We start from the raw sequence: 24243 nt of genomic DNA on the forward strand, positions 1-24243 counted from the left end.
ATGGTTTGTCGTTTAATCGAATTGATAACTTTCGGGTATGACGACAATACCTTTGTCTGAGATTTTAAATCGCTTCGCATCTTCTAGTTTGTTGATGCCAATTTGAGTATGTGGCGGAATACGAACATGTTTATCCACAATACAGTTGACCAACTGACTTCCTTCACCGACCTCTACGTCATCAAAAATGATGGAATCGACAACCGTTGCACTGTCTTGAATACGTACGTTAGAGGAAATGATGGAATGCTGTACTGAGCCTCCAGAATTGATGACACCGGTAGCAATGATGGAGTTAATAAAAATACCTTCATTGCCCGTAGCAGAAGAAACGGTACGAGCTGGTGGAAACTGCGGCTCGTAAGTACGAATCGCCCAATTGGATTGATATAGGTTCATTGGTGGTACTGGCTCTAGCAGATCCATATTCGCTTCATAGAAGGAATCAATGGTACCCACGTCGCGCCAGTAGCAATCCTTATCAACTCGACCTTTACTGCCACAAAATTGATAAGCATAAACGGATTCCGTATCAATCAGCTTAGGTATGATGTCTTTTCCGAAGTCATGACTTGATGAATCGAGTTTTGAGTCGTCTTCGAGTGCTTCTTTTAAAACATCCATATCAAAGATATAGATCCCCATGGAAACGAGGCTTCTAGTTTTGCTTCCTGGAAGGGTAGGTGGGAATTCTGGTTTTTCTATAAATGAAGTAACTAGCCCGTTTTCTGCGGTGCCCATTACCCCGAATGCTGAAGCATCCTCTACGGGAACATCCATACAGGCAACGGTGAGCTTAGCACCTTTCTCTTTATGCTCTTCAAGCATTGCGGCGTAGTCCATTCGATAGATATGATCGCCGGATAACACAACCACATACTTCGCGTCATTGCGCGATAGTAACCACATGTTGTGATAAATCGCATCAGCGGTTCCTTCATACCATGCACCACCTTTGCGCATTTGAGGTGGAACCGCAGTAATGTACTCGCCAAGCTCTGGATTGAATATCGACCAACCATCTCGCAAGTGTTTTTGAAGTGAATGAGATTTGTATTGGGTCAAAACAAGGATTTTACGTAAACCCGAGTGTAAACAGTTGGTTAGTGTGAAATCTATAATTCTATACTTTCCGCCAAAAGGTACTGCTGGCTTGGTTCTATCATCGGTGAGTGGGCTGAGTCTAGACCCCATCCCTCCAGCTAAAATTACGGCGAGTGCGTCTTCCATATTATTCCCTTTCCCTTTTTTGCATGCATCAAAACGGTGCTAACCAGGAGGAAGTGGTGTACAGCGCAGAGGTTTTGAAAGTGCATGTGCTGATGTGTTTACTACTGCAAACTTTAGTACAAGATTCGAGCCATAGAATATCTCTTTAAAAATCAAAGGGGTTAAAAATTCATCGCAAGGTAATTGCACCACATTAGTGAAGTGCTAAGTAGGCCGTGCATCAAATTGGCGCAAGATTATAGGGAAGGGGAGAAAATAAGTATGGATTTACAATGTAAAGTGAGGATAAAACAGTAAGATAAAGATAATCAAGCACGCCTCTTCGTCTGTTCAAAGTGAGTGGATATAGAAGTAAACCACTCACTCTTTAAACGTGCTTCCTTTATAGTCAACTATACGTTGACGTTACACTAAGAGAGACCGACGATATTTCCTTCATCATCAAGGTCTAAGTTCATAAACGCAGGCTTATCAGGCAAACCTGGCATCGTCATCACCGTACCGGACAACGCATACACAAACCCAGCGCCAGCACACAGACGTAACTCGCGGATAGGGACGGTAAAACCTGTTGGCGCGCCTTTGACAGCGGAATCTGTTGTTATCGATAATGGGGTTTTCGCTATGCAAACCGCTAAGTTGTTAAAACCTAGATTTTCAAAATGGTTGAGCTGTTCAGTAGCAAGAGAACTCATTTCTATATTGGCGGCACCATAGCCAGCTTCACACACAGCCATAAGTTTTTCCTGTAACGATTGTTCTTTATTGTATAAAGGACGAAACTCTGTAGGCTGGGCACAAGCGTCAATAACATGTTGAGCTAACTGAGTTGTGCCTTGCCCGCCTTGCGCAAAAGCGGTGCTGATAGCGACTTTAACTTCCGGATTAAATTGCTGAACTAGCTCTTTAAGTATTTTAAGCTCTTTCTCACAATCGTGCGGGAACTGGTTAATAGCGACAACAGCTGGAATGCCATATTTATGAACGTTATTAATGTGCCATTTTAAGTTTTCAAATCCCGCTTCCAATGCTGCTTGGTCTGGATTAAAAATGGAATCTGGAATGGCCATACCTGGTCGTAAATCGTAGTGTCCAGAATTTGCTTTGAGGCCGCGTAATGTCGCTACTATCACTACACAATCTAGCGCCTTGCTGGCGGCGGCAGCTTTAATGTTACACGCTTTCTCAAATCCCATGTCTGAGCCAAATCCCGCCTCCGTTACAGTGTAACTTGATAGTTTTAGCGCGATATCGTCGGCAATAATGGATGAATTTCCATGGGCGATGTTTGCAAACGGGCCTGCGTGAATCAACGTAGGAACACCTTCCAGAGTTTGCATCAGTGTCGGTGCTATGGCCTCTTTTAATGTCACTGCCATTGCTCCTGCAACTTGCAGATCCTCAGTGGTTACCGGGTTTCCGTTCAAATCGTACGCTACGACAATTTTCCCAATACGTTGACGTAAATCTTTTAAATCTTTAGCCAGTGCAATGATAGCCATTAACTCAGACGCGGCAGAAATATCAAACCCTTCGTCGCGTTCGTATCCATTGATGACTTTTCCTGGCTCATTTAACCCAATTTTGACTTTACGTAGTGCACGATCATTATGGTCCATTACTCGTTTCCAAGTAATGCTTGCCGTATCGATTTTAAGTGCCTTTAATCCAGTACGTGCTTCAAAGGCATCATAGCCTTCGCGTTGTTCATGATACAAGCGAGCATCAAGCGCGGCTGAAGCTAGATTATGCGCCGCCGTCACCGCATGGATGTCACCAGTAAGGTGCAAGTTCAGTTCTTCCATTGGAGCAACTTGGGAATAACCACCGCCAGCAGCACCGCCTTTAATACCGAATACAGGCCCCATAGAAGGTTGTCTAATACATGCGATAACGGATTGTCTAAGCTTAGCTAAACCTTGCGCCAGTCCGACTGTTGTAACGGTTTTTCCTTCGCCAAGTGGGGTAGGAGTGATCGCAGTAACAAGCACAAGCTTACCGTTATCATTCTCTTTGAGCCGCTCCAAACATTTTGGATGGACTTTGGCTTTGTGCTTCCCGTGAGTGTCATATTCTTCGGGTAGTAACCCTACTTTTTCCGCAATAACATCAATAGAAGAAAGTGGTGTGTTTCGGCAAATTTCAATATCTGACTGCATGGATAATCCCTAAAGTGACTCGCAGGTAGTGTTGAAAAACAATCTGAGTTGGAGCAAGTATTATTGTTGGGCAAACGTTTGCTCGGTGATGGTACGGTTTCGATTCGGTATGTAAAGAGTTTACTGCTCTATACTGTGCTACATACTAACAAAATCTACTATTTACTGCGCCAGATCAAAACAAAAAGGCCACCAAATGGTGACCTTGATGTATTTTTAGCTTTAAAGCTGTGATCTTAACGATCCCAGTAAGTTTCTTCTAAGCTATCTTCTCGTTCAGGAAGTGCTCGCGATAGGCGAGGAGAGTGTTGCGTCAACACTTCATAGCTTACTCGGTTTGCATATTTACAGATCTGAGAAAGTGATGAGTAAGTCAAACAGCGTACTTCGTGCTTTTCTGAGTTAGGCACTTCTTTTTGATGGAAAGAGTTTGCAGCCATATCATGCAGTAAAGCAGAAAGCGCCGCATCACCTGCGCCGTTGGTGTTCTTAATCTCTAGTGGACCACCCAGGTAAGGACCAATGTAAGAGTATACCTTCATTGGCTTCTCACAATCTCCTTTACGCATCGCACGACTGAATTCGTATTGGTTAAAGGCTTCAATTGAACCTTCAAGAATGTCGTGTGTGGTTTCTCGTTTTACTTTTTCGTCGGTGTAACCTGCCATGTATAGGCCATTTGGCCCAGCAGTACATAGAACAAGATCGACCCACTCAAGTGCTTTATCAGCAGCCGCAAGCGGTTCTGTCTCGCCTGTTAATGCGGCGCCTTCTTCTTCATTCATTGCAACAACAGATATGTTCTCGCGAATGTACTCTTGCCACCACTGCGCGTTACCTTCGATAACGTATTTTGTGCCTAAAGTTAGTACTACAGGGACATCGTGCTTCTTGGCAAAGTCGATCGCTTTTTGTACTGCTTTCGGCATTGGATCCTCTTCTTTACCGCGCATGAGGTAAGAAGAAACAACCAGAGCTGATGCTTTCTCAAAGATCTCTTCAGGAATGCTTTCTGGAAGTAGTTGGTTCATGTGACCTTCATTGATAGCAAATGTGCGTTCGCCATCTTGAGAAATCAAGGTATAACAACGACCAATAGGACCATCTACCGTTTGTAGGTGGTTGAGGTTCATGCGTGAAGACGTGCGGCAAAGGTAACGGTAAGCAAAAGAACCAACTTGAATGTTCTTGGACATCACACCGAGCAAAACGGATTTGCTATCCGCCAATACTGAGTAATTGTGGAGCGTGTTGCCAATCGTGTCACCTGGGTATTGGTGTGTGATCAGGCCTTGCTCAACCAGTTCTTCGTAAAGTGCATCTGCTTTGCTTTCTTCAAGAACGAGTGAATGTCCTTTACTTAGGTTGTATTTTTCTAAAAACGCATCATCTACACGCGCTTCGATATCTACGATGGTTTGACCGACACCAACAATAGTTGGGCGATATAGCTTAGGCGCTTGTCGGATTTGGTTTACTAATGGATCTCGAGCGTGAGTTGGGAAGTAGTGTTTAGATTTACGCTGACCAGGAAACTTCATGCTTGTTCTTGAGTGAGAAAAAAAAGAGGCGGGATTGTATCACAAAAAAATGAAAATCGTGGCGTTTTATTACAAAGAAGTTTGCCCGCTGAAAAAACCAGCGAGCTGGAGAAATTGCGACCAAGATAACCTAAATTACTGATGCTTATAGTACTGCAATTGGTCGCTTTTCAGATTGTTGATCGGTTATTCTCTTTAACAACGAGCTTGGAGCTACCCAAAATTAGCTGCGTTACTTTTTAACTTCAGTTGGCTCAACGTAAGCCTTGGTGCCCCAAAGTGGAACCGTCGATAGGCTGTGCTTAAAGCTACCGTCTGTCTCTTTTGTTGTGTAAGACAGGTAGAGTAAGGTTTGGTTGTCTGCATCATAAATTCGGCGAACCTTCATTGTTTTGAAGAAAATACTTTTTGACTTCTTAAATACAATTTCGCCAGACTTACTTTTATCTATTTTTGCAATCATTTCCGGCGTGATTTCGCCAGTCTGACGACATGATATTGAGCTGTCACTTGGATCCGCTAAGCTAAAATCGGCTTCGATAGAAGCTATATGACACGTTACCCCCGTGACTACCTCGTCTTTTAATTCACCTACTTTGATGTCTTTCAAAGTAAACCAACCGAGTCCTACATCAGCAACATCGTTATCTGAACAACCAACCAGCGTAGTAGCAAGCAATGCACTTAACAGCATCTTTTTCATTATTTTTGTCCTTAACTAGGAAAGATATTGATGAAATCTATCAGAGGTTTGCAACTAAAACAAAATTTAGCCAAGGAAAGGTCTACGTACGCTAGGTTTGTTGTGGGCTTCATGCTAATGTACTGCTCTAAACGAAATGATGAGTTAGAGTGACCATACTTTCTCCCAATATGACTTTATATCGCTTGTCGCTCTGTCTAAGCTTCACTCTATGTGAGAATGAAACACTTTGCATATTTCGTTTTGCAACTAAGGTATCAAAATGAATGAACAACAGTTAGCCAGTATCGAGCGTAAAAATGCATGGCTGTATGATCTGGTTGAAGTTGAATTTCCAACACCAGAGAGTCTGAAAGGGCGTGATGTCTATTTCAAAGCACTAGAACAAGCAACCTATCAAGTGGTCGACAAAGACACGCTACTTGAGAGTAATTCTGAATTTAGCTCTGACGATATTTTTCTGGTCGATTTTCACCGACTTACTATCATGTTTTCTGTCCTGCAGTCTCAGCGTTGGGATCAACAGTACGATAAAGATATGATTGTGGAATATCTCACTCAGATAATTCTAACGCCAGATTTTGAATTATATGTTGGTTTTAAATCTGGAGCTCCAATTGGTGCCGCTATTATTAGCCACCTTGAAGGAAACACGCTTATCTCTGATGTCGCGGTTTCTGAATCAAAATACAAGAGTTCGTTTGTGGCGGATCTTGCTAAAAGACTAAGTACCGAACACAAGCTTTTAGATTCGGTGATTATTGAAAGCTAATTTGCGCACTCAAATGCATAAAAAGCAAAGCAAGATGACGATAGGTGATCTTGCTTAGAAAAACTGTAATTGCTCCCCTCTATTTCTATGAAATGCCAAGCTCGTCGTTTCAACAATCCCAAACTTAAATAAGATTAAGCCAACATTTTTAAAATCAGCTAGGGCATTAGCCTTTAAGATGTCTGGAGATGGCTATGGCAATTACCAATATTAAGTGCGTGATATTTGATTGTGATGGTACGTTGGTCGATAGTGAACGATTGTGTTGCCAAGCTCTCGTCAATGTATTTAACCTGCATGGCGCAGAATTAACGATGGAAGAGTGCGTTTCTCATTTTAAAGGAGGAAAGCTCGCTGACATCCTTTTAGATACTAAAGAGCTGAAAGATATCAAAGTCCCTATTGATGTCTTAGAGCCGCAATACCGTGAAGAAGTCCAGTCTCTTTTTGTTCGCCACTTACAGCCGATGGATGGCGCAAAGCGATTAATTCAGTTTTTAGATTCGCATAATATCGAATATTGTGTCGCGTCCAATGGGCCGAAAGATAAAATAGAATACGCATTGGAGTTAACAGGATTGATCGATGCTTTCCAGGGGAAAGTGTTCTCTGCATTCGATGCGAATAGTTGGAAGCCTGAACCTGACTTAATTATGTACAGTGCAATGAGCATGGGCTTTTTACCGAGCGACTGTCTTTATATTGATGACACACCTAAAGGCGTAGAAGCGGGATTAAACGCTGGCATTAAAACCGTACAGCTATTTAATGGTGAGGCAATCAATCGTGTTGATGATGAACGCGTAATTCGCATTCAACATTTAGATGAATTAAAAGAGCAGCTATTTAGCTGCTCTGTTTAATCTCTTAATGGCACACCGTACTTAAGCTATGGATATGTTTAAGTTTGGACTGTAGGTAAGGGGTTTGATGTAGGCATTGGATGGATGAGAAGCTTTTTGTATGAAATCCGCAAGCAGCGCATGTGAATTTCTCTCCATCCGATGAAATGAGATATTCATCCCCCTGGCAGAGAGGGCAACTTAGGTTTTCGATGTCTTTTGTATCTTTGTAATTATTCATATTGTTTTCCAGCAGCAAATTGGAATTGGCAGGATTAAGCATAGCGGAACGCTTTGTTTATGAACATTATTTCATCAGGTACAGCGAGAACTTGAGATTCACTTCAAATATCCACTTGTGTGTAGTAGAAAATATCGACGATAACGGCTGAAAACGGTTTAAAGAAAAGGGCTCCTGAGGAGCCCTTGTTGATCATAAATGCTGCAAAGTTATGCTGTGCGGTAGCGTTGTAATACCTCACCAAGAGACACTGACGCCTGAGTGAGATTAGCTACCCCTACGGTAGATTGCTCTGCAACTTCTCTGATTGTGCTCGACTGGCTGCGAATTTCTGAAAGCTCAGATGCAATATCGTTGGCGACTGCGCTTTGTTCTTCTGCTGAGGTGGAAATTTGGATACTCATGTCCATCAATGAGCGTGCGGATTCAGCAATAGACGTCACATCATGACCAATTTCATCAATAAGCTGGCTACTGGTTTGCGCTTGTTGAACGGTTCGATCAGTGATTGAAGCAATGTTCTGGCTTTCGGCTTGTAGTTTCTCAATCATGGCTTGAATTTCTACTGTTGCCTGTTGAGTTCGGCTTGCCAATGTACGCACTTCATCAGCAACCACAGCAAATCCACGACCTTGCTCCCCGGCGCGTGCCGCTTCAATTGCCGCATTCAGAGCCAATAGGTTGGTTTGTTCTGAAATGGCATTGATCGTTGTGATAACGTCATTAATCTGCGTCGTGTTTTCATTTAAATTGGTTACTGATGTGGAAGCCTGTTCAATATAGCTGGATAACGTCTCAATTTCTCCAATCACATTTTGCACGCGATTTCTGCTTAGCTCGATCTTTTGAGCATCCTGATCGGATTGCATCGTCGCTTGTTGGGAAATGCTGGATACTTCTTTTGCAGAGGCTGTCATTTCTTCCATTGCTGTCGCGACGGAATCGAGTGTTTGATATTGATGAGATATCTGCGTTTCGCTCAACTGCATATCTTTTTCGAATGCAGAAGATGTCTCACTCAATGTAGCCGCATTATTTTTCACACTGTTAACCAGTTCACTTAAGGTGTCCATAGATTTATCTAACGCGCAACCAATGGTGCCAAACTCGTCTCGGCCAGGATGAAAACCAAGGCGAGAGGTTAAATCACCTTCACCAATTTTTTCGGTTGTCGTATATAAAACCCACAGGGCGCCTCCTATAAAGGTCGCAACCCAGTAAGAGAAAAGGGCAAAAGGAACAACCCATAAAAAGCTGAGTAACAGAGAGGTTAAGGCTGACGACTTTGCAGATTCGTATTGCGCGGATACGTTTTTAGTCAACTTAATCACTTCGCCAGAATGCAACTTTGCATAAGCGGTGACAGAGCCATCAACAAAAGAGCTCTCGCTTACGCGACTTGATTTCGATACGCCGTCAATTTGTGGAACATGACCTGGTTGAGCGTCAACAATACCAGAAAGTTTCGCTTCGCTAGCAGAAATCGCTTGTTGTTTAAATTGTTGTATTTCATTGAAGTAGCGGCTTCCAGCCACAGAAGTGAGGGCTACTAAAAACAGCAGGAATATAACCCACATTTTGTCGTTGATAGACATCTTGATAAACAGCCTGTCTATCGTTCTAAACTCAACTTCTCTCATTTAAAGCTCCATTAGAGATAAAAGATATTGACCAAATCTATTGCTATATCGAAACAAAATATGCGAAGTTAATCAGCAAAATATGTAACGAAAACTAAATTTAGTTTAAAAAATGAGATCTAAGGACGCCTATAACGGTATGTTATATCTTTAAATTGACATAAATATTGATAAAAGAGCTATTTCTCTGTAGTGCTAAGTAGATATGAAATCTGGTTGCAAACGTTTACTTTTGATTCTGCTCATAGGTTTTTAAATCTTTACTTCTCGCTGTCATGAATGTGTCATATAAAGACTATAAAAAGGAGTTGTTGACGTGGATATGGCAAGGCCAAGCCGTCAGCAAGTACAAGCAAGAGAGCTTAAAATAAAGGAGGTCACAATGAGCGACCAATACCAAAACGATGAGAGCCTAGAGCTGCTAGATGCGCTTGAAATTGGCATTATCTTGTCGGAATACGTTGGCTCAGACAACGAAGCCGAATAGCGGAACACTCTCATCTCGTCGTAATTGACGTTATACTAGGTTCATGTCACACCAAGCCTTAAAGGCCAAAACTGGCGTCGGATGAACTTTCTAGCCCACCTGCATATCGCAGACCACTGTAACAGCCATTTATTGGGAAACTTGCTTGGAGACTTCGTAAAAGGGGATCCAAGCAAGCTGTATGAACGTGATATCTCGAACGGCATCAAATTACATAGATTTGTTGACCGCATTACCGATCACCATCCTATTGTTAACGAATGCAAACCTCACTTCAAAGGTACTGCGCGGCGCTTTGCCCCTATCGCTCTCGATATGTTCTGGGACCATTGTCTTGCAAAACACTGGGACGACTTTTATGCCGTATCTCTCGAACACTTTGTCGACTCGGCATACGAGCGAGTAAACCGTGACGTTGATGAACATTTGCCGTCGCGTTTTTTGGTGCTCCACAGCCGGATGTGGCACGGTCGATGGCTTCAGTCATACCAAGACCTGGATAATATCGAATTTGCATTACATCGAATGTCGCAAAGAAGCCCGAGAATGGCTGACCTTACTACAACATTTAAAGTGATTGAGAGTGATTACACAGTATTGGAAGAGAAGTTCTCGACACTCTATCGAGACGTTTTACGCCAGTCGTATGATTTTCAGCAACAGCTTATTGATTTAGCCCAATGAGATAGAAAAGTAGTATGGCTATTGGGGCTCTGGTAAACTCTGCGCTCCAAAAATAATGAGGTTACACATGTCTGTTAATTTTGCTGACTTAGGCATTGAACAAAAGCTAATCGAGACGCTAAGCAATCTAAATATTGTGACGCCAACACCAGTGCAAGAAAAGTCTATTCCACATGTCCTTGAAGGAAAGAACTTACTTGCTGCTGCACAAACTGGTACGGGGAAAACGGCTGCGTTTGGTTTACCTATTATACAAACCGTTCAGCAAAAAAAACTCAACGGCACGCCTCAAGCATTGGTTTTGGTTCCAACACGCGAGCTTGCGCAGCAGGTATTTGATAATTTGAATCAGTACGCTGCACAAACCGAACTTCGCATTGTGTGTGTTTATGGTGGTACAAGCATTGGCGTACAAAAGAGGAAGTTAGAAGAGGGCGCTGATATTTTGATTGCAACACCAGGCCGCCTTTTGGATCATCTGTTTAATGGCAACGTAAACATCTCCAAAACCAGTATGCTCGTTCTAGACGAAGCCGACCGTATGTTAGATATGGGATTCTGGCCTGACTTGCAACGCATCTTCCGACGTTTACCCGCCGAAAAACAGATCCTGTTGTTCTCTGCGACATTTGAAAAGCGAATCAAGACTATTGCGTACAAACTCATGGAATCGCCGGTTGAAGTTGAAGTGTCACCAGCAAACACGACGGCTGAAACGGTAAAACAGATGGTTTATCCGGTAGACAAAAAGCGTAAACGTGAATTATTGGCGTACTTGATTGGCTCGCGCAATTGGCAGCAAGTGCTTGTATTTACAAAAACTAAGCAAGGTAGCGATGAGCTAGCAAAAGAGCTTAAGTTAGATGGCATAAAAGCGGTTTCAATTAACGGAGATAAGTCACAGGGTGCGCGTCAAAGAGCGTTGGATGAGTTCAAACAAGGTAAGGTGCGTGCGTTGATTGCAACAGATGTAGCAGCACGAGGGCTGGATATTCAAGAGTTAGAGCAAGTGGTGAACTTTGATATGCCATTTAAAGCCGAAGATTATGTCCACCGTATAGGCCGTACTGGCCGTGCAGGAAAGTCAGGTTTAGCTGTCTCTCTAATGAGTCGAGATGAAGAATATTTATTGCATGCTATCGAGAATTTGCTTGATCAACGCCTACCACAAGAATGGTTGGCAGGCTTCGAGCCAAGCCTTATAGAAGAAGTCGAGCCTGAGAAAAATGGTAGTGGACGCCGTCGAAGCCGTTCATCAGAGAAGCGTAAGCTAAAAGCAAAATTAGCGATTCATAAGAGCCGTGGTAAATCACGTAACTCTCGCTAAACCGCACAAACTTTTGTTGTTACATAGTCAGGCTGTTTTTGCCTCTTCATAAACGTCTAACGTTTGCGGGATAGCGAGTAGGTATCCTTGATACATATCGAAACCGAGTTTTTTCATTAAGTTAAGTTGATGCTCGGTTTCAATTCCTTCGATAACGGTTTTAGAGCGCAACGTTCTTGCTAGTGATAATGCATCGACTAGAGCTTTCCAGTCACCATTTTCGTATCTCAGCATTAACGAGCGATCCATCTTTATTATGTCTGGACGAACGCCTTTCACTCGTTCAATTGTTGAGGCATTGACGCCATAATCGTCGATCGCCAATTTAAACCCGCCTTGGCTTAATTCACGAGCTGCTTGCGACAACGAGGACTCGTCTTCTACGTTCAACTCAAGCAACTCCATGACGATTTGTTCATTTACTAAATGAGATTGATAAATGGTTTGTTTTAGCAGCCTATTGTACGTGATGTCTCTGGCTAGTATTTTTGCTGCTTCTGGTAATACATTAAGAAACAGTTGTTTATTGTGAAAGTGAGATTGGGCAAAGTTTTTGATATGAATTAGGCGACTTAAGCGTTCGACATTGAGTAGGTCTTGAGCGGCAATGGTTTTTGATTGGAAAAACTGATCTGGCCTGATCATGGTGCCATTAGCATTGGTAATTCTTACTAGTGCCTCAAGGCCAACGATAGAAATATCTTTTTTATATATAGGTTGAAAGACACTTCGAAGAGTGAGCTTTGCGTATTTCGCAATATATTGCCCGTCGGCTTGTTTGCGGATGCAACTAAGGAGTTGCGAGGTGCTCATCATTGTTACAACAACCTAAATCAATGCTTCTACATCAGCGCTATCGCGCTAACTTTTTATTTCATTGGCAGTGAATCTAAGTGGGCTCATGAACTCAAGCAAGAATGATGGTAAGAGATGATTAGATTTGTCGAGTGATATCAAACAAATTGATGAAATGACTGACAATCTTCCTATTGCAATTTGATGTTACCATTGTAGTACTGCATACAGTTGTAAGTATTTTCTGACCAACTGTTGTTTGTTCGAGCGACGCAAAGGATGACCAAACTTAATGTAACAAGGGCTAATGCCAAATCGAGTGTCTAACGATTGCGTGAGCTGCGATTCGCTGGTGTACAGCGTGATCCCTTGCTCCGTGTATTCGTTGATCTGGTCGGGCAGTTCTCCCATCCACCAATGAAGCAACTCTCGGCTCGTTTTGCTGCGACTGATCCAATGATCACAAACTAAAAAGAGTAGATCATTCGGTTGCAGCGCATAACCATATTCGCTTTGCCATTCAGTAATTGATGAGAGTAAGTTTTCTCGACAAGATTTTCCCGCACTGACCATATGGTGGCTCAGGACCCAAACCGTGCCTATTTCAGATGAAATACGGTAGTGATGAGGAAGGTCCGGCGTATTTAAAACTTCAATTGGTTTTACCACACTGTTGTATCCGAAGTGACGGAAAGTGTGTTCCATTCGTCTTGAAAACGCGAGACCAAGATGATGCTCACTCATGCCTTGGTTATGTACCGCAGGGTAATGCTTTTCACACAGCTTAAGACAGTCGTCTTGAAAATCATTAACACTTTGAATCACTAGGTCGAGTAGCAAAGAATATCCCTTAATAATTAACAAAACGAACTGCAAAAGGTTAGCATAGTCTTTTGAGAATAGACTAATTTACTTCGGCAACTTCTTGATCTAAACACCAAATTTCTCACAAAGGATCGCGCCTACTCTTTAAGAGAGCAAGACGATAGAAGCACACATAGAACAAAATTCTGAAAAAGGGCAAAGATGATAAAGTTAGAACGTGCACAAAAAGAAACGCTGGCAACCGCCATTCAAGATTATATGCAGGACGAACTAGATGTTGAGATTGGCCAGTTCGATAGTGAATTTCTTATTGATTTCATTACAGAAAAACTAGGGCCAATTTATTACAACAAGGGGGTGGAAGATGCAAAATCACTGGTTGAACGGAGAATGTTAGAAGTGTCCGAAGAGCTGTATGAGATAGAACAAGAAGTTAAGCTGTAAGTTTCAGTTTTATAAACGATTTAAAGTTCCTTCAAAAAATTCGAACAACTTGATAGATACGGTGCCATTGGCTGGATGTAAATGATGGTAAATAATCTGTTTCATATGACGTAAATAGGTTAATGTAGTGTTTCTTGCTCAACATTAACTTAGGAATATATCTAGGAACTTGAGATGGATACACTGGTAAAGAATTACAACCTTACTGCACGCGTGATGCACTGGTTATCTGCGCTGTGCATTATTGGTCTATTTGCAGTGGGTTTGTGGATGGTCGACCTTAGCTATTACAGCGAATGGTATCGAACTGCACCACATTACCATCGCTCTGTCGGTATTTTACTCGCTATTTTAACTTTGGCACGCATTGTATGGAAACATGTTACGGCGTCACCAAAGGTAGAAGGCAAACCTTACGAAGTGCTTGCTGCTAAAGCGGCGCATGGTGTTATGTACCTACTATTGGTCACCATCTTTGTTTCAGGTTACCTCATTTCAACGTCTGATGGACGCGGTATCGAAGTGTTTAATTGGTTTACCGTGCCAGGAGCGGGAGAGTTATTCCCAGGACAATCAGACATAGCGGGTGAAATTCACTTCTACGCAGCTTGGGCCGTCATCCTGATAGCAGGTTTGCACGCTATTGCTGCGCTAAAACACCACTTTATCGATAAAGACAACACATTAAGAAAAATGTTAGGAGCTTCAAAATGAAAAAGTCACTCTTCGCTACAGGATTAGCTATCGCTATGGCACTACCATTTGGTGCGCAAGCTGCAGATTATGTCATCGATACCAAAGGTGCTCACGCTTCAATTAACTTTAAAGTTAGTCACTTGGGTTACAGCTTCATCAAAGGTCGTTTCAATACATTTTCTGGTGACTTTTCTTTTGATGAGAACAACATTGCTGATTCAAAAGTGAATGTTGTTGTTGATACAACTAGCTTAGACTCCAACCACGCTGAACGTGACAAGCACATTCGTAGTGGTGACTTCATTGATGCTGGTAAATACAGCGAAGCGACCTTTAAAAGCACAAAAGTGGTTGATAAAGGCAATGGCAAGCTAGATGTAACTGGTGATCTAACGCTACACGGTGTTACTAAGCCTATTACTATCGAAGCTGAATTTGTTGGCGCAGGTAGTGACCCATGGGGTGGTGAGCGCGCTGGCTTCGTTGGTAACACTCGCCTTGAGCTTGCTGACTTTGATATCCCAGTAATGGGTGCTTCAAGCTATGTTGATATGGAACTTCATATCGAAGGCGTTAAGAAGTAACGAACTTCTTTTAGATACAGTAAAAGCGCTCTTCAACGGAAGAGCGCTTTTTTATTACCTCAATCACAATCGACAACATTGGCAAGCCAGTCAGTGACAGCGATTGAAAGCCAACAGACGTTGCAAGCGTTTAATGAATTACGCTGTTTCTAACTCGTTTTTTTCTACTAGGTTTAAACGCTCACCAAAAATCGGGCGTAGTGCTTTTAATACTTCAGTACGAGTAACAACACCGACCATCTGGCCATTTTCAAGTACAGGAAGTACTTGTGGCTTGCTCACTTTGATGCTTTTTGCGCGTTCTTCTAAAGATAAAGACGTCATGCGAGTGGCGATGCCCATGCTGCTCGTTGGGTACAACTGCTCTTTATCGATACATAGGAACTCGACAACATCAACGAGACGGTCACCAGCATCAATTGCGACCACATCGCGGCTCATGATGTCGACGACTTTTTGGTCTTTCACCGGAATGTAGTCTTCACACCATAGTTCTACCATCACATCGTGAGCAGAGAAGAAGCCAACCAATCGATTTTGTACGTCTACAACAGGTGCGCTAGTTACGTTGTTATCAAGTAGCACATCCAGTGCGATTGCTATCGGGGTTTCTGCACTGATGGTAACTGGTTTTGGGTTCATAATGTCTTTAACAAAAGATGCGTTTTTCATGGTGAAATCCTTAACTGACGAGAGTGTTGTAGTCGTTGTGATAGAAGAGATATTCGCTGCTTTTAGTTCTGGTCGGCGAAAAATACACCAGTTTGCAAGACCAACTAAAACCGCTCCGCCGACGATGTTGCCAAGCGTGACAGGAATTAAGTTAGCGGTAATAAAGTGGCCAATATTTAAGTCTGCGTACTGTGAAGCGGGCACACCGACGGAGGCCCAAAAAGACTCAGGTGCAAAATTCGCGATAACAATGCCAAGTGGAACCATAAACATGTTCGCGACACAGTGTTCAAAGCCACTGCTGACAAACATGGCCACAGGCATGATTGTCATTGCTGCTTTTGTCATTGCATTTGCAGAGCTAAACGTTAACCAAATCGCGAGGCAGACCAATAGGTTACAAAGGATGCCGAGCGCAAACGCCTGAATGAGAGTGTGATGAAGCTTGTGCTGCGCGATGTTAAGCGCATTTAACCCCCATTGACCGCTATCCATTTGATAAAGACCAGCTGCAGTAACTAGCGCAAGTAGGAACATCGCACCAATGAAGTTGCCAACGTAAACCTTGCCCCAAATAGAAAGCATTTTTCCGAACGAGATTTGCTTATTGGCCCATGAGATACTGGAAAGAACTGAGCTGGTAAATAGTTCACCGCCGCAGATCACGATGAGGATCAAGCCCATACTAAATGCTAATCCGCCAGCAAGACGGCTTAAGCCCCAACCAGCGCCAGCGCTGCCAGTAGTCACTGTGATGTAAAACAAGAACGCCAATCCAATGAACGCGCCCGCCATGATGGCAAGACTCAGTGTCATACTGCTGGTTTTGTTTGCTTTACTTAACGCAAATTTTTCCGCTTCAGCCATCATTTCTTTTGGAGAAAAGTACTGGTGATTTTGAGAGCTGGTCACCGCCATATTGACTCCTTAATTTGTAATCGCATAAAAATTCCTTGGTTATTAACTCAAAAATGAAATTGTTGTTTTTATTTAGAAGCCTCAATGACTTCAGTCTCAAAGTCATTGAGGCTTGCGGTGTTCCCGAACCGCACAGTCAGAATAAGGAGAAGGGTTTGGTAGGTAAAATTGATAATATTTAGAAACCTCATCAAATTAATTGATAACTTTATGCGGCTAGGTAAAATGAACTCTATTGCTTATTGGGGCATGTTTTTAACGATTGTGAGGGTATGAAAAATACTCACCAATAATGGAGGACACTTTGCGCTACTCACTTAAGCAATTAGCGGTTTTTGACGCAGTTGCAGATACCGGCAGTGTAAGCCAGGCCGCAGAGAAACTGGCTTTGACACAATCAGCGACAAGTATGTCGCTTGCGCAATTAGAAAAAATGCTTGGCAGGCCTTTATTTGAGAGGCAGGGCAAGCAAATGGCGTTAACCCATTGGGGTATGTGGTTACGACCAAAAGCAAAACGCTTATTACAAGACGCACTGCAGATTGAAATGGGCTTTTATGAGCAACATTTGTTAAGCGGTGAGATTCGCATGGGCGCGAGTCAAACTCCGGCAGAGCATCTGGTTCCAGACCTTATCAGTATCATTGATAATGACTTTCCAGAAATGCGTATTTCCCTTGGTGTGCAGAGTACAAAAGGGGTTATTGATGGCGTATTAGATTATAAATATGATTTAGGGATCATCGAGGGGCGTTGTGACGATAACCGTTTGCACCAAGAAGTCTGGTGCCGAGACCATCTTACTGTTGTCGCTGCATCTCATCATCCTTTTGCTCGCAATCAATCTGTAAGCCTCGCGCAGTTAGAACAAGCGAAGTGGGTGTTGAGAGAGCATGGCTCTGGCACACGAAAAACATTTGATAGCTCTATTCATCATCTAATTGAAGATTTGGATGTGTGGCGAGAGTACGAGCACGTTCCGGTGTTACGCAGCTTAGTTGCTAACGGCCAGTACCTTACTTGTTTACCGTATTTAGATGTAGAGCGATATATAGAAGCGGGTCATCTTGTTGCGTTAAATGTGCCCGAGCTAAAAATGGAAAGGACACTTTCATTTATATGGCGAGCTGATATGGCAGAAAACCCACTAGTCGACTGCATTAAACGAGAAGGTCTGCGAATGATGAAAGGTAAGCCTTCGGTATTGTAAGTTACCACTCAATACACGCAATAAACTCTAGAAGCACAGCAATGCCACTCGCTTAATTGTGAGTGGCATATTTCTATGTAAGTATACTGAACTTCGAAGAACAAGCGTGATTCAGGAGCTTCTATGCACTCACTTGGTGGACCCATGATTCTGCACGTCGATATTAGCTTCCTAGTCTCGTTAAAGCTTGCTGGAGTGACCTATTGGAACTATCCAACACACACCCTTTTTTACCGAGTATTAGAAATACTCACTCCCTAAATCTGTTGATTTATCGGTTGCGTCAAATTTTTAGTGCAAGTCATGAAATTATTATAACCTTATTGTGATCATTGTCACCGATAAACAAGACTGATGTATCTAACATGTGTCCTTGATTTCAATGTATGAAGGCAGTTATTGAGCCATATGGGTACGATAATAGCCAAGCAGGTACGACTACCATGACGACACTTTTAGCTATCTCTATCACTACTGGAATTTTATCTGGCGTATGGGGTTGGATCGCCATTTCTTTAGGTTTGCTTTCTTGGGCTGGTTTTTTAGGTTGCACGAGCTACTTTGCTGCGCCAACTAGCGGATTGAAAGGACTTGGTATCAGCTTAATCACTAATATGACGGGTGTATTCTGGGCAATGGTAATTATCCACGGTTCAACTTACGTTGGTTTGGAAATTATCGGTTATGTGATTACCGCTATTGTGGCATTTTTCATGTGTATTCAAGCGAAACAGGCTTGGCTCGCGTACATTCCAGGCACTTTTATTGGTTCCTGCGCAACATTTGCCGCTGATGGAAACTGGCAACTTGTCATTCCATCTTTGCTGCTAGGTGGTGTGTTTGGTTATCTAATGAAAGCGACTGGACTTTGGTTGCATACGAAATCAAGCACTACTTCTTCTACGCTTGCTGAGCAAGCACAGTAGTGAACCCCCGATCTTATTTGTATCCACTGTGTATTGAGTTTTATCCCTCTCAATACCTTTAATCAAAATTAATGATGTTTGATACAAGCACACCAATTTGGTGTGCTTTTTTTGTATTACAAGACAAGGTGTGAGTGTGAAATACTCTAACTCATGTATTGCCGTTTGCCATGGTGACAACGCGCTTAAGTGTCCAACGCAGAAGTACAGGAATGCATTCCATACCTCTCTCTTCACAGTGGGAGACAATGGCCAAAGCTAAGTCCGGTTTTGCATGCTTTTTCAAAACACGGTTGACGACTTTTTTAGCTGGGATAGGGTGATCATGAGGAACTTTGATGATGTCCTTAAAGAAAAGTTCAAACCCATGATTATATAGAAAATGTTCGATATCTCGATCAGGTAACTCTGTAAGTCTATGCCTTTCCTGATCATGATCGAGTTGCGCTCTCACGGCATGCGCGTACTTTTTACCTGCCGGGTCACCATCGGTAACAACATGCCAGTCGATACCGAACTCTTTTGCTACTTTGATCAGTGACTTCAGTCCTGACTGTGCAAATTCAACGATTTGAACTCCTTCCGCAGCTAAGTCATATCCGCATTGACGAGCCAGTTCATGAAATAACCAAACTTCAGTTTCGCCCTCTACGAGTAACCAACACCGTGCAAACAACGCCCCTGAGCGATGAAAACGAATGTGGAAACCAATTCGGCGTAACTCATCTCTACCAAACTTGGCAGAGTTTAAGCTCTTGGCAATGGTTCGGTCTGACAAGCGAATCAAACGCCGGATTGAATAAAGTGGAACCGAGCCAAGTAACGTACCGCTGTTGGTAGTTAAAATCTTTTGCATTGGCAACAACTGCAATAATGACCACGCTCTAGCGAGATGAGTTGGGTGTAGTCGGCCTTCTGGGTCCTCGATGATCAGTATCGGTCTTGCGCAGCGTCTTAAATCGGTAGGGCCTTTTGCTTGAAGGTAAGCATTGAGAAGCCCCATTAAAAGCAAACGGCTTTGTTTATCATTTGTTTCCTTAAGGAATTGACTTAATCCTTTATCAGAGGAAGGGCTTGTATAAAAAAGACCATCACGAGGTTTTCGTGGGTTACCTTTGCTGACACTGCGGAACGCAAAATAGTGTTCGACAAGTGTTTGCATTGAATCGAGACTACTGCGAATCTCACCCTTGTTTACGTGCCCAGGCATCGCCAATAGCCGTCGACAGGTGTTATTGATTCGTTTTTCAATCCGAGCATTTTTGCTGTCGCCGTTGACGTGGTTTAAATCTGGGAAGCGTCGGGAGTCTCGTAGGCGGATAACAGGGTGAAGAGTCATCAACTCTACGGCGAGTTTCTCAGAGTGGTGCAGTTTCTTCGGCTTACCGTTATGATCCAAAAATGCGTATTCAGTTTTAATATCATACTCGTCGCGAGACGCACTAATTCGATAGTAAATGACCTGCTCACCATCCTCGTTTGTGCACCATGCAGGTTTTATCCGTCGATAACGCCCAGCTTTTACTTCGTTCTTGTCTTGTGTTTTAAAGCAAACAATGATCTGCAAGTGTTGGGTTTGTGGATGAGAAATTGAATAATCAACGTGAAAATCTTTTAATTCGAATTGATACAATGAGCCATTAGCAGGTAGCGCGATAGAAAGGGCATCGAGCAATGATGATTTGCCCCACGTGTTCTCACCGATGAGCGTAGTGAGTTCGTCAAAAGAGAGTGAAAGGCGTTTGATGCCTCTAAACCCGGAGATTTCGATGCGTTCTAGTCTCATCTCAATCCTCCTTGCAATTATTTGAATTATCGAGAGTTATTTTGCTACTCCTAAGCATATATTAATTCGAAATATTGGAGTTAAGCTCAGTTCACAAAATTACGAGAGCCCCTTAATGAATAGAGACCGCAACAAGCGACGCTTGCTTTCAAAAGTAGTGTAGATAGCATCGTGATCACTTAAACATGAAATCAAAAAATCACAGTTTCATAAAATTCATGATTCTGTCATGATTCACTTCTTATTATTATAAGGAATGAAAAGAGAGAAGATGAAGATGAATAACAATCATAAGCCAGTGAGAATCAAACTGGCACACATCAATGACACACATTCCTACTTTGAGCCAACGTCATTACAGTTAAAGCTTAAGATCAACAATGAACTCACGCTAGAGCCATACGTGAGTGCTGGCGGGTTCTCTCGCATCGCGACCCGAGTAGAGCAGCTACGAGACGACGCTCAGCGTCAAGGGCATGGGATGTTATTTCTCCATGCTGGAGACTGTTTCCAAGGCACACTTTATTTCTCATTATTTAAAGGTAAAGCCAACGCCGATTTGTTGAATGCGTTAAAGATTGATGCGATGGCGTTAGGCAACCATGAACTGGATATGGGTAATGAACCTGTTGCCTTATTCTGTCAACGTACTCAGTTTCCATTGCTTGCTGGTAACTGGGATCTATCAAATGAATCGCTTCAAAAGCCTCACCGAGTCAGCGATAGCAACAATGTGTATAGTTATCAAACGGAGACACAAAGCGCACAATACATCGTCAAAGAGTTTCATGGTGAGCAGGTTGCGATTTTCGGATTATCCATTGATAAAATGAGCGATATCGCGAACCCAGATGCAGATACCCCATTTAAGTCTGCAATTGAAACCGCTAAGGCGACCGTAAAACAAATTCACTCCTCTGGTATTAAAAATATCATTCTTCTGAGTCACTTAGGTTATGAAGGTGATTTAGAGTTAGCTGAACAAGTTGAGGGGATTGGTATTATTGTTGGTGGACATAGCCACCGACTGCAAGGCGATTTCTCATCAATAGGTTTAGGGCAAGATGACCCTTATGGTGTCAAAGTAAAAGATACCTACGTTGTGCAAGCGGGCTTTCATGCTTTGACCATGGGGCACTGCGTCATTGAATTTGATGAAAACGGCAAAGCAACCATGCTGAGTGGTCAAAATGAACTGTTACTTGGCCGACGTATTTTTTGGGACTCGACACTAAATCAACAGCTTGACCAAGGCGTATTCGAAACCGCGTGTGACTTTATCCATGGCCAACCTAATGTGGTGGTCTGTAAGAAACACCCGGAGACTCAAGCAATCCTAAGTGATAAATACATCCCTCGGGTAAGACAGTTACAGTCACAAGTCATTGCCAGTATTGACACCAAAAAGCGTCATGTGCGAATCCCAGATGAGTTTGGTGAGAGCGAGCTGGCTTCTTCCGTTGCTCGTTCATTTTTGTACAGCCTAAATAAACGCGGGCATGAGGTTCAATTTGCGATTCATAATGCGGGTGGCGTGCGAACATCATTGAATCCTGGCAACATCACAGTGGCAGATATTGCCGGACGATTGTTGCCTTTTGCCGTTCCGATCGGCTTTTACGACGTAAAAGGCAGTGCTATTCGCCGAGCACTTGAAGGCGCCATAAACAATGCACTCAACAATGATGTGGAAGGTACTGGCTCTGGCAGTTATCCATACACTTACAATTTAAACTTTGAGTACCGAGCGGATGCCCCTAAAGGTGAAAGAATTCAGTCATTAGCAATTTTTGATGGTCAACAATGGGTCGACGTTCAAGACGACACCTGGTATCGAGGCACTTCCTCCGCTTATACCATGAAAGGGAAAGAAGGTTACGATGCGCTACTGGAGATGAAAGGCGAGGGGCGTGTAACCAACTTATCCATGGCAGACTGTTTTATTGAACTTCTGACCGATGAGCCAAACTGCTTGAATCAAAGTCACAAACTTTATACACAGCAACACAGATAGTAGATATTGGTATCGATTTTGCTGTCCTTCAATTGCTACATGCGATGATGAGGGTGGCAGTATGTGGAATAAAGATTGGACAGATACGGCAGTGGTGGTTGCTTGGGTCGCAATTTGGTCAACGTTAGTTTACTTTGTACCTTTGAGCGGCTTTTGAATTGCTAATAACACGGAAGTTAGAAAAGGAGCAGTTATGCTCCTTTTTTGTGTCTATGTTCTCAGAGACAACGCTCTGACTCCTAAATGTATCATCTTGAGTCACTTTCCGATCTTTACATCTAATAACAAAAGTTCACGTGGTTGAACCAATTCCTTTGTTTTTATATTTCTTTCTGATTTTTAATAAGAATTTTATTTCGATTGGACAAAGTTTTTTTGTTGGAAAGCGTGACATTCGGCGTTATCATTGCGGCGTTTGGGGAGTAGTTAGCGCAAGTTTACTTATCGTCATCTCGTTAAGCATTAGCTTATCCGGTAAGTAAAGGTGTTGCGTGATTCATCCACGCCGACACTTCAACGAGACCAACGCATTCATTGACTGGCAGCACATGATTACTATGTGACTGCTTGTTGTTATTGTCTGCGGAAGGTCACCAAACTCATGTCCTTCCGCCATGGGAGGAAGCATGTCTCTTATCGAAAGTACCACCCAATTGAGCCAATCGGCACCACTTCAAGAGTCATTAGCGATGTATGGCGCTTTTGGTCTTTTTACGCTTGTTCTTGTTGCGCTTGATATCTATCAAACGCGTGGTGGCGTAATAACGATGAAAAAAGCCATCCTTTGGAGTGTTTTTTGGTTCTTACTTGCCTTTGTTTTTGCAGGTTCTATCTATTTATTCTGGGACCTTTACGCACCGCACAGCACTTATACGAACGATAAAGCAACGGTTTCATTCTTAACAGGCTACTTACTAGAGAAGTCGCTAAGCGTGGATAACTTGTTTGTGTTTGCCATCATCTTTGCACAATACAGTGTGCCGGAGCATTTGCGTCCGCGAGCGCTGCTTTGGGGCGTGATTGGTGCGTTAGTTCTACGGGCTATCATGATTGCGGTTGGTACTCAGTTACTTGCGCAGTACCACTGGGTGTTGTACCTCTTTGCCGCATTCCTTATTTGGACAGGTATTAAGCTTGCTCGCGACAAAGGTGAAGCAGAAGAGGTTAACCCATACCCTGAGCAGTTTATTCGCAGAATATTGCCAGTTACGGATGATTACCAAGGAAATCACTTAATCTTAAAGCAAACTGGTAAGTGGGTGGCAACACCAATGCTGATCGTAGTCGGTGTAATTGCAGTTATGGACGTAATGTTTGCACTGGATTCTATACCAGCCATATTCGCGGTAACACGAGAGCCATTTTTAGTCTTAGCCGCGAACGTGTTTGCACTGTTGGGTTTGCGATCTTTGTACTTTGTTCTGCAAGCGATGTTAGACAAGTTTGTGTACTTAAAACCAGCATTATCGGTGATCATGATGTTTATCGGTGTAAAGATGTTATTGGTGGGAACAGAGTATGAGATTCCGACAACGTGGTCACTCACATTCTTAATCGTTGTGATGACATCAGCAGTTGTGGCATCGCTCCTCAAAAATAAGTCGAACAGTCGCTCTAGCGTTAAAATTACTAATCAAAAAATATAAGTAAAGCGCTAAAAATAAAATAAATAACGAAACTTAATGTTAAAAATATGTTGTAACTTGAGGTGTGCTTATGCAGGTAACGTTAAGTTATTCAACATAAT

At 42.8% G+C, this 24243-nt stretch carries 20 protein-coding genes; 11 read left to right on the plus strand and 9 right to left on the minus strand.

Annotation, left to right across the window (positions count from 1 at the left end; all coding sequences use genetic code 11):
• Positions 1–12: 12 nt before the first annotated feature.
• The 4 genes from glgC to NL643_RS12175 all read right to left on the minus strand — a co-directional run bounded on the left by glgC (position 13) and on the right by NL643_RS12175 (position 5633).
• Entirely contained in the window at positions 13–1230 is a 1218-nt protein-coding gene (gene glgC, locus NL643_RS12160; protein WP_253644484.1) for a glucose-1-phosphate adenylyltransferase, read from the minus strand.
• 410 nt (positions 1231–1640) lie between these two features.
• A complete protein-coding gene (locus tag NL643_RS12165) occupies positions 1641–3389 on the minus strand; it encodes a formate--tetrahydrofolate ligase (RefSeq protein ID WP_253644485.1) in 1749 nt (582 codons plus the stop codon).
• Between the two features lie 236 nt (positions 3390–3625).
• Positions 3626–4930, minus strand: a complete 1305-nt coding sequence (locus tag NL643_RS12170; protein WP_005397615.1) for an inosine/guanosine kinase — start codon at positions 4928–4930, stop codon at positions 3626–3628.
• Between the two features lie 232 nt (positions 4931–5162).
• Entirely contained in the window at positions 5163–5633 is a 471-nt protein-coding gene (locus NL643_RS12175) for a CreA family protein (protein ID WP_005397614.1), read from the minus strand.
• A 262-nt stretch (positions 5634–5895) separates the two neighbouring features.
• Here NL643_RS12175 and NL643_RS12180 point away from each other — a divergent pair, with 262 nt between their 5' ends.
• Together NL643_RS12180 and NL643_RS12185 are read left to right on the plus strand one after the other, a co-directional pair.
• On the plus strand, positions 5896–6405 hold the full coding sequence (locus NL643_RS12180) for a hypothetical protein (protein ID WP_005397613.1): 510 nt from the start codon (positions 5896–5898) through the stop codon (positions 6403–6405).
• Positions 6406–6599: 194 nt separating this feature from the next.
• Positions 6600–7268, plus strand: coding sequence for an HAD-IA family hydrolase (locus NL643_RS12185; protein WP_253644486.1), 669 nt, complete (start codon positions 6600–6602; stop codon positions 7266–7268).
• Positions 7269–7697: 429 nt separating this feature from the next.
• Here the strand turns inward: NL643_RS12185 and NL643_RS12190 are convergent, their stop codons facing one another.
• Positions 7698–9128 (minus strand): methyl-accepting chemotaxis protein, encoded by a 1431-nt coding sequence (locus NL643_RS12190; RefSeq protein ID WP_253644487.1) that lies wholly within the window; start codon positions 9126–9128, stop codon positions 7698–7700.
• Between the two features lie 568 nt (positions 9129–9696).
• Between NL643_RS12190 and NL643_RS12195 the strand changes: the two genes are divergently transcribed.
• Complete coding sequence (locus tag NL643_RS12195; RefSeq protein ID WP_176319407.1) at positions 9697–10299, plus strand: ACP phosphodiesterase; 603 nt, start codon at positions 9697–9699, stop codon at positions 10297–10299.
• A 67-nt stretch (positions 10300–10366) separates the two neighbouring features.
• Entirely contained in the window at positions 10367–11626 is a 1260-nt protein-coding gene (locus tag NL643_RS12200; protein WP_253644488.1) for a DEAD/DEAH box helicase, read from the plus strand.
• A gap of 27 nt (positions 11627–11653) precedes the next feature.
• Here NL643_RS12200 and NL643_RS12205 read toward each other — a convergent pair whose 3' ends face one another.
• Positions 11654–12442, minus strand: coding sequence for an EAL domain-containing protein (locus NL643_RS12205; protein WP_005395532.1), 789 nt, complete (start codon positions 12440–12442; stop codon positions 11654–11656).
• A 186-nt stretch (positions 12443–12628) separates the two neighbouring features.
• The gene (locus tag NL643_RS12210) at positions 12629–13261 is read right to left on the minus strand and encodes a hypothetical protein (RefSeq protein ID WP_005395531.1); all 633 of its coding nucleotides are present in this window, start codon (positions 13259–13261) and stop codon (positions 12629–12631) included.
• Positions 13262–13447: 186 nt separating this feature from the next.
• On the opposite strand from NL643_RS12210, the gene NL643_RS12215 reads away from it, so the two are divergent.
• The 3 genes from NL643_RS12215 to NL643_RS12225 all read left to right on the plus strand — a co-directional run bounded on the left by NL643_RS12215 (position 13448) and on the right by NL643_RS12225 (position 14970).
• Positions 13448–13690, plus strand: coding sequence for a DUF2164 domain-containing protein (locus NL643_RS12215; RefSeq protein WP_005395529.1), 243 nt, complete (start codon positions 13448–13450; stop codon positions 13688–13690).
• Between the two features lie 174 nt (positions 13691–13864).
• Positions 13865–14404, plus strand: a complete 540-nt coding sequence (locus NL643_RS12220) for a cytochrome b (RefSeq protein ID WP_012842319.1) — start codon at positions 13865–13867, stop codon at positions 14402–14404.
• Positions 14401–14970, plus strand: a complete 570-nt coding sequence (locus NL643_RS12225; protein ID WP_005395526.1) for a YceI family protein — start codon at positions 14401–14403, stop codon at positions 14968–14970. Before NL643_RS12220 ends, NL643_RS12225 begins: the two co-directional genes overlap by 4 nt.
• Positions 14971–15108: 138 nt before the next feature.
• Here NL643_RS12225 and focA read toward each other — a convergent pair whose 3' ends face one another.
• Positions 15109–16560, minus strand: a complete 1452-nt coding sequence (focA, locus tag NL643_RS12230) for a formate transporter FocA (protein ID WP_012842317.1) — start codon at positions 16558–16560, stop codon at positions 15109–15111.
• Between the two features lie 304 nt (positions 16561–16864).
• On the opposite strand from focA, the gene NL643_RS12235 reads away from it, so the two are divergent.
• Both NL643_RS12235 and NL643_RS12240 read left to right on the plus strand, forming a co-directional pair.
• On the plus strand, positions 16865–17770 hold the full coding sequence (locus tag NL643_RS12235) for a LysR substrate-binding domain-containing protein (protein ID WP_005395522.1): 906 nt from the start codon (positions 16865–16867) through the stop codon (positions 17768–17770).
• Between the two features lie 443 nt (positions 17771–18213).
• Complete coding sequence (locus tag NL643_RS12240) at positions 18214–18696, plus strand: DUF1097 domain-containing protein (protein ID WP_005395520.1); 483 nt, start codon at positions 18214–18216, stop codon at positions 18694–18696.
• A 151-nt stretch (positions 18697–18847) separates the two neighbouring features.
• On the opposite strand, the gene NL643_RS12245 is transcribed toward NL643_RS12240, so the two are convergent.
• Positions 18848–20482: an ATP-dependent endonuclease gene (locus tag NL643_RS12245; RefSeq protein WP_253644489.1), complete on the minus strand. Its 1635-nt coding sequence runs from the start codon at positions 20480–20482 to the stop codon at positions 18848–18850.
• A gap of 271 nt (positions 20483–20753) precedes the next feature.
• Between NL643_RS12245 and NL643_RS12250 the strand changes: the two genes are divergently transcribed.
• Both NL643_RS12250 and NL643_RS12255 read left to right on the plus strand, forming a co-directional pair.
• Positions 20754–22496 (plus strand): bifunctional UDP-sugar hydrolase/5'-nucleotidase, encoded by a 1743-nt coding sequence (locus tag NL643_RS12250; RefSeq protein WP_046876083.1) that lies wholly within the window; start codon positions 20754–20756, stop codon positions 22494–22496.
• Between the two features lie 626 nt (positions 22497–23122).
• Positions 23123–24142: a TerC/Alx family metal homeostasis membrane protein gene (locus NL643_RS12255; RefSeq protein ID WP_253644490.1), complete on the plus strand. Its 1020-nt coding sequence runs from the start codon at positions 23123–23125 to the stop codon at positions 24140–24142.
• Positions 24143–24243: the final 101 nt, after the last annotated feature.

This window comes from Vibrio sp. Y42_MX_L11, assembly GCF_024181785.1.
Taxonomy (GTDB): Bacteria; Pseudomonadota; Gammaproteobacteria; order Enterobacterales; family Vibrionaceae; genus Vibrio; species Vibrio diabolicus.

Excerpts from the sequence above, each read along its gene's own strand:
- glgC (WP_253644484.1), bottom strand. The coding sequence starts at position 1,230 with ATGGAAGACGCACTCGCCGTAATTTTAGCTGGAGGGATGGGGTCTAGA.
- NL643_RS12165 (WP_253644485.1), bottom strand. The coding sequence starts at position 3,389 with ATGCAGTCAGATATTGAAATTTGCCGAAACACACCACTTTCTTCTATT.
- NL643_RS12170 (WP_005397615.1), bottom strand. The coding sequence starts at position 4,930 with ATGAAGTTTCCTGGTCAGCGTAAATCTAAACACTACTTCCCAACTCAC.
- NL643_RS12175 (WP_005397614.1), bottom strand. The coding sequence starts at position 5,633 with ATGAAAAAGATGCTGTTAAGTGCATTGCTTGCTACTACGCTGGTTGGT.
- NL643_RS12180 (WP_005397613.1), top strand. The coding sequence starts at position 5,896 with ATGAATGAACAACAGTTAGCCAGTATCGAGCGTAAAAATGCATGGCTG.
- NL643_RS12185 (WP_253644486.1), top strand. The coding sequence starts at position 6,600 with ATGGCAATTACCAATATTAAGTGCGTGATATTTGATTGTGATGGTACG.
- NL643_RS12190 (WP_253644487.1), bottom strand. The coding sequence starts at position 9,128 with ATGAGAGAAGTTGAGTTTAGAACGATAGACAGGCTGTTTATCAAGATG.
- NL643_RS12195 (WP_176319407.1), top strand. The coding sequence starts at position 9,697 with ATGAACTTTCTAGCCCACCTGCATATCGCAGACCACTGTAACAGCCAT.
- NL643_RS12200 (WP_253644488.1), top strand. The coding sequence starts at position 10,367 with ATGTCTGTTAATTTTGCTGACTTAGGCATTGAACAAAAGCTAATCGAG.
- NL643_RS12205 (WP_005395532.1), bottom strand. The coding sequence starts at position 12,442 with ATGATGAGCACCTCGCAACTCCTTAGTTGCATCCGCAAACAAGCCGAC.
- NL643_RS12215 (WP_005395529.1), top strand. The coding sequence starts at position 13,448 with ATGATAAAGTTAGAACGTGCACAAAAAGAAACGCTGGCAACCGCCATT.
- NL643_RS12220 (WP_012842319.1), top strand. The coding sequence starts at position 13,865 with ATGGATACACTGGTAAAGAATTACAACCTTACTGCACGCGTGATGCAC.
- NL643_RS12225 (WP_005395526.1), top strand. The coding sequence starts at position 14,401 with ATGAAAAAGTCACTCTTCGCTACAGGATTAGCTATCGCTATGGCACTA.
- focA (WP_012842317.1), bottom strand. The coding sequence starts at position 16,560 with ATGGCGGTGACCAGCTCTCAAAATCACCAGTACTTTTCTCCAAAAGAA.
- NL643_RS12240 (WP_005395520.1), top strand. The coding sequence starts at position 18,214 with ATGACGACACTTTTAGCTATCTCTATCACTACTGGAATTTTATCTGGC.
- NL643_RS12245 (WP_253644489.1), bottom strand. The coding sequence starts at position 20,482 with ATGAGACTAGAACGCATCGAAATCTCCGGGTTTAGAGGCATCAAACGC.
- NL643_RS12250 (WP_046876083.1), top strand. The coding sequence starts at position 20,754 with ATGAAGATGAATAACAATCATAAGCCAGTGAGAATCAAACTGGCACAC.
- NL643_RS12255 (WP_253644490.1), top strand. The coding sequence starts at position 23,123 with ATGTCTCTTATCGAAAGTACCACCCAATTGAGCCAATCGGCACCACTT.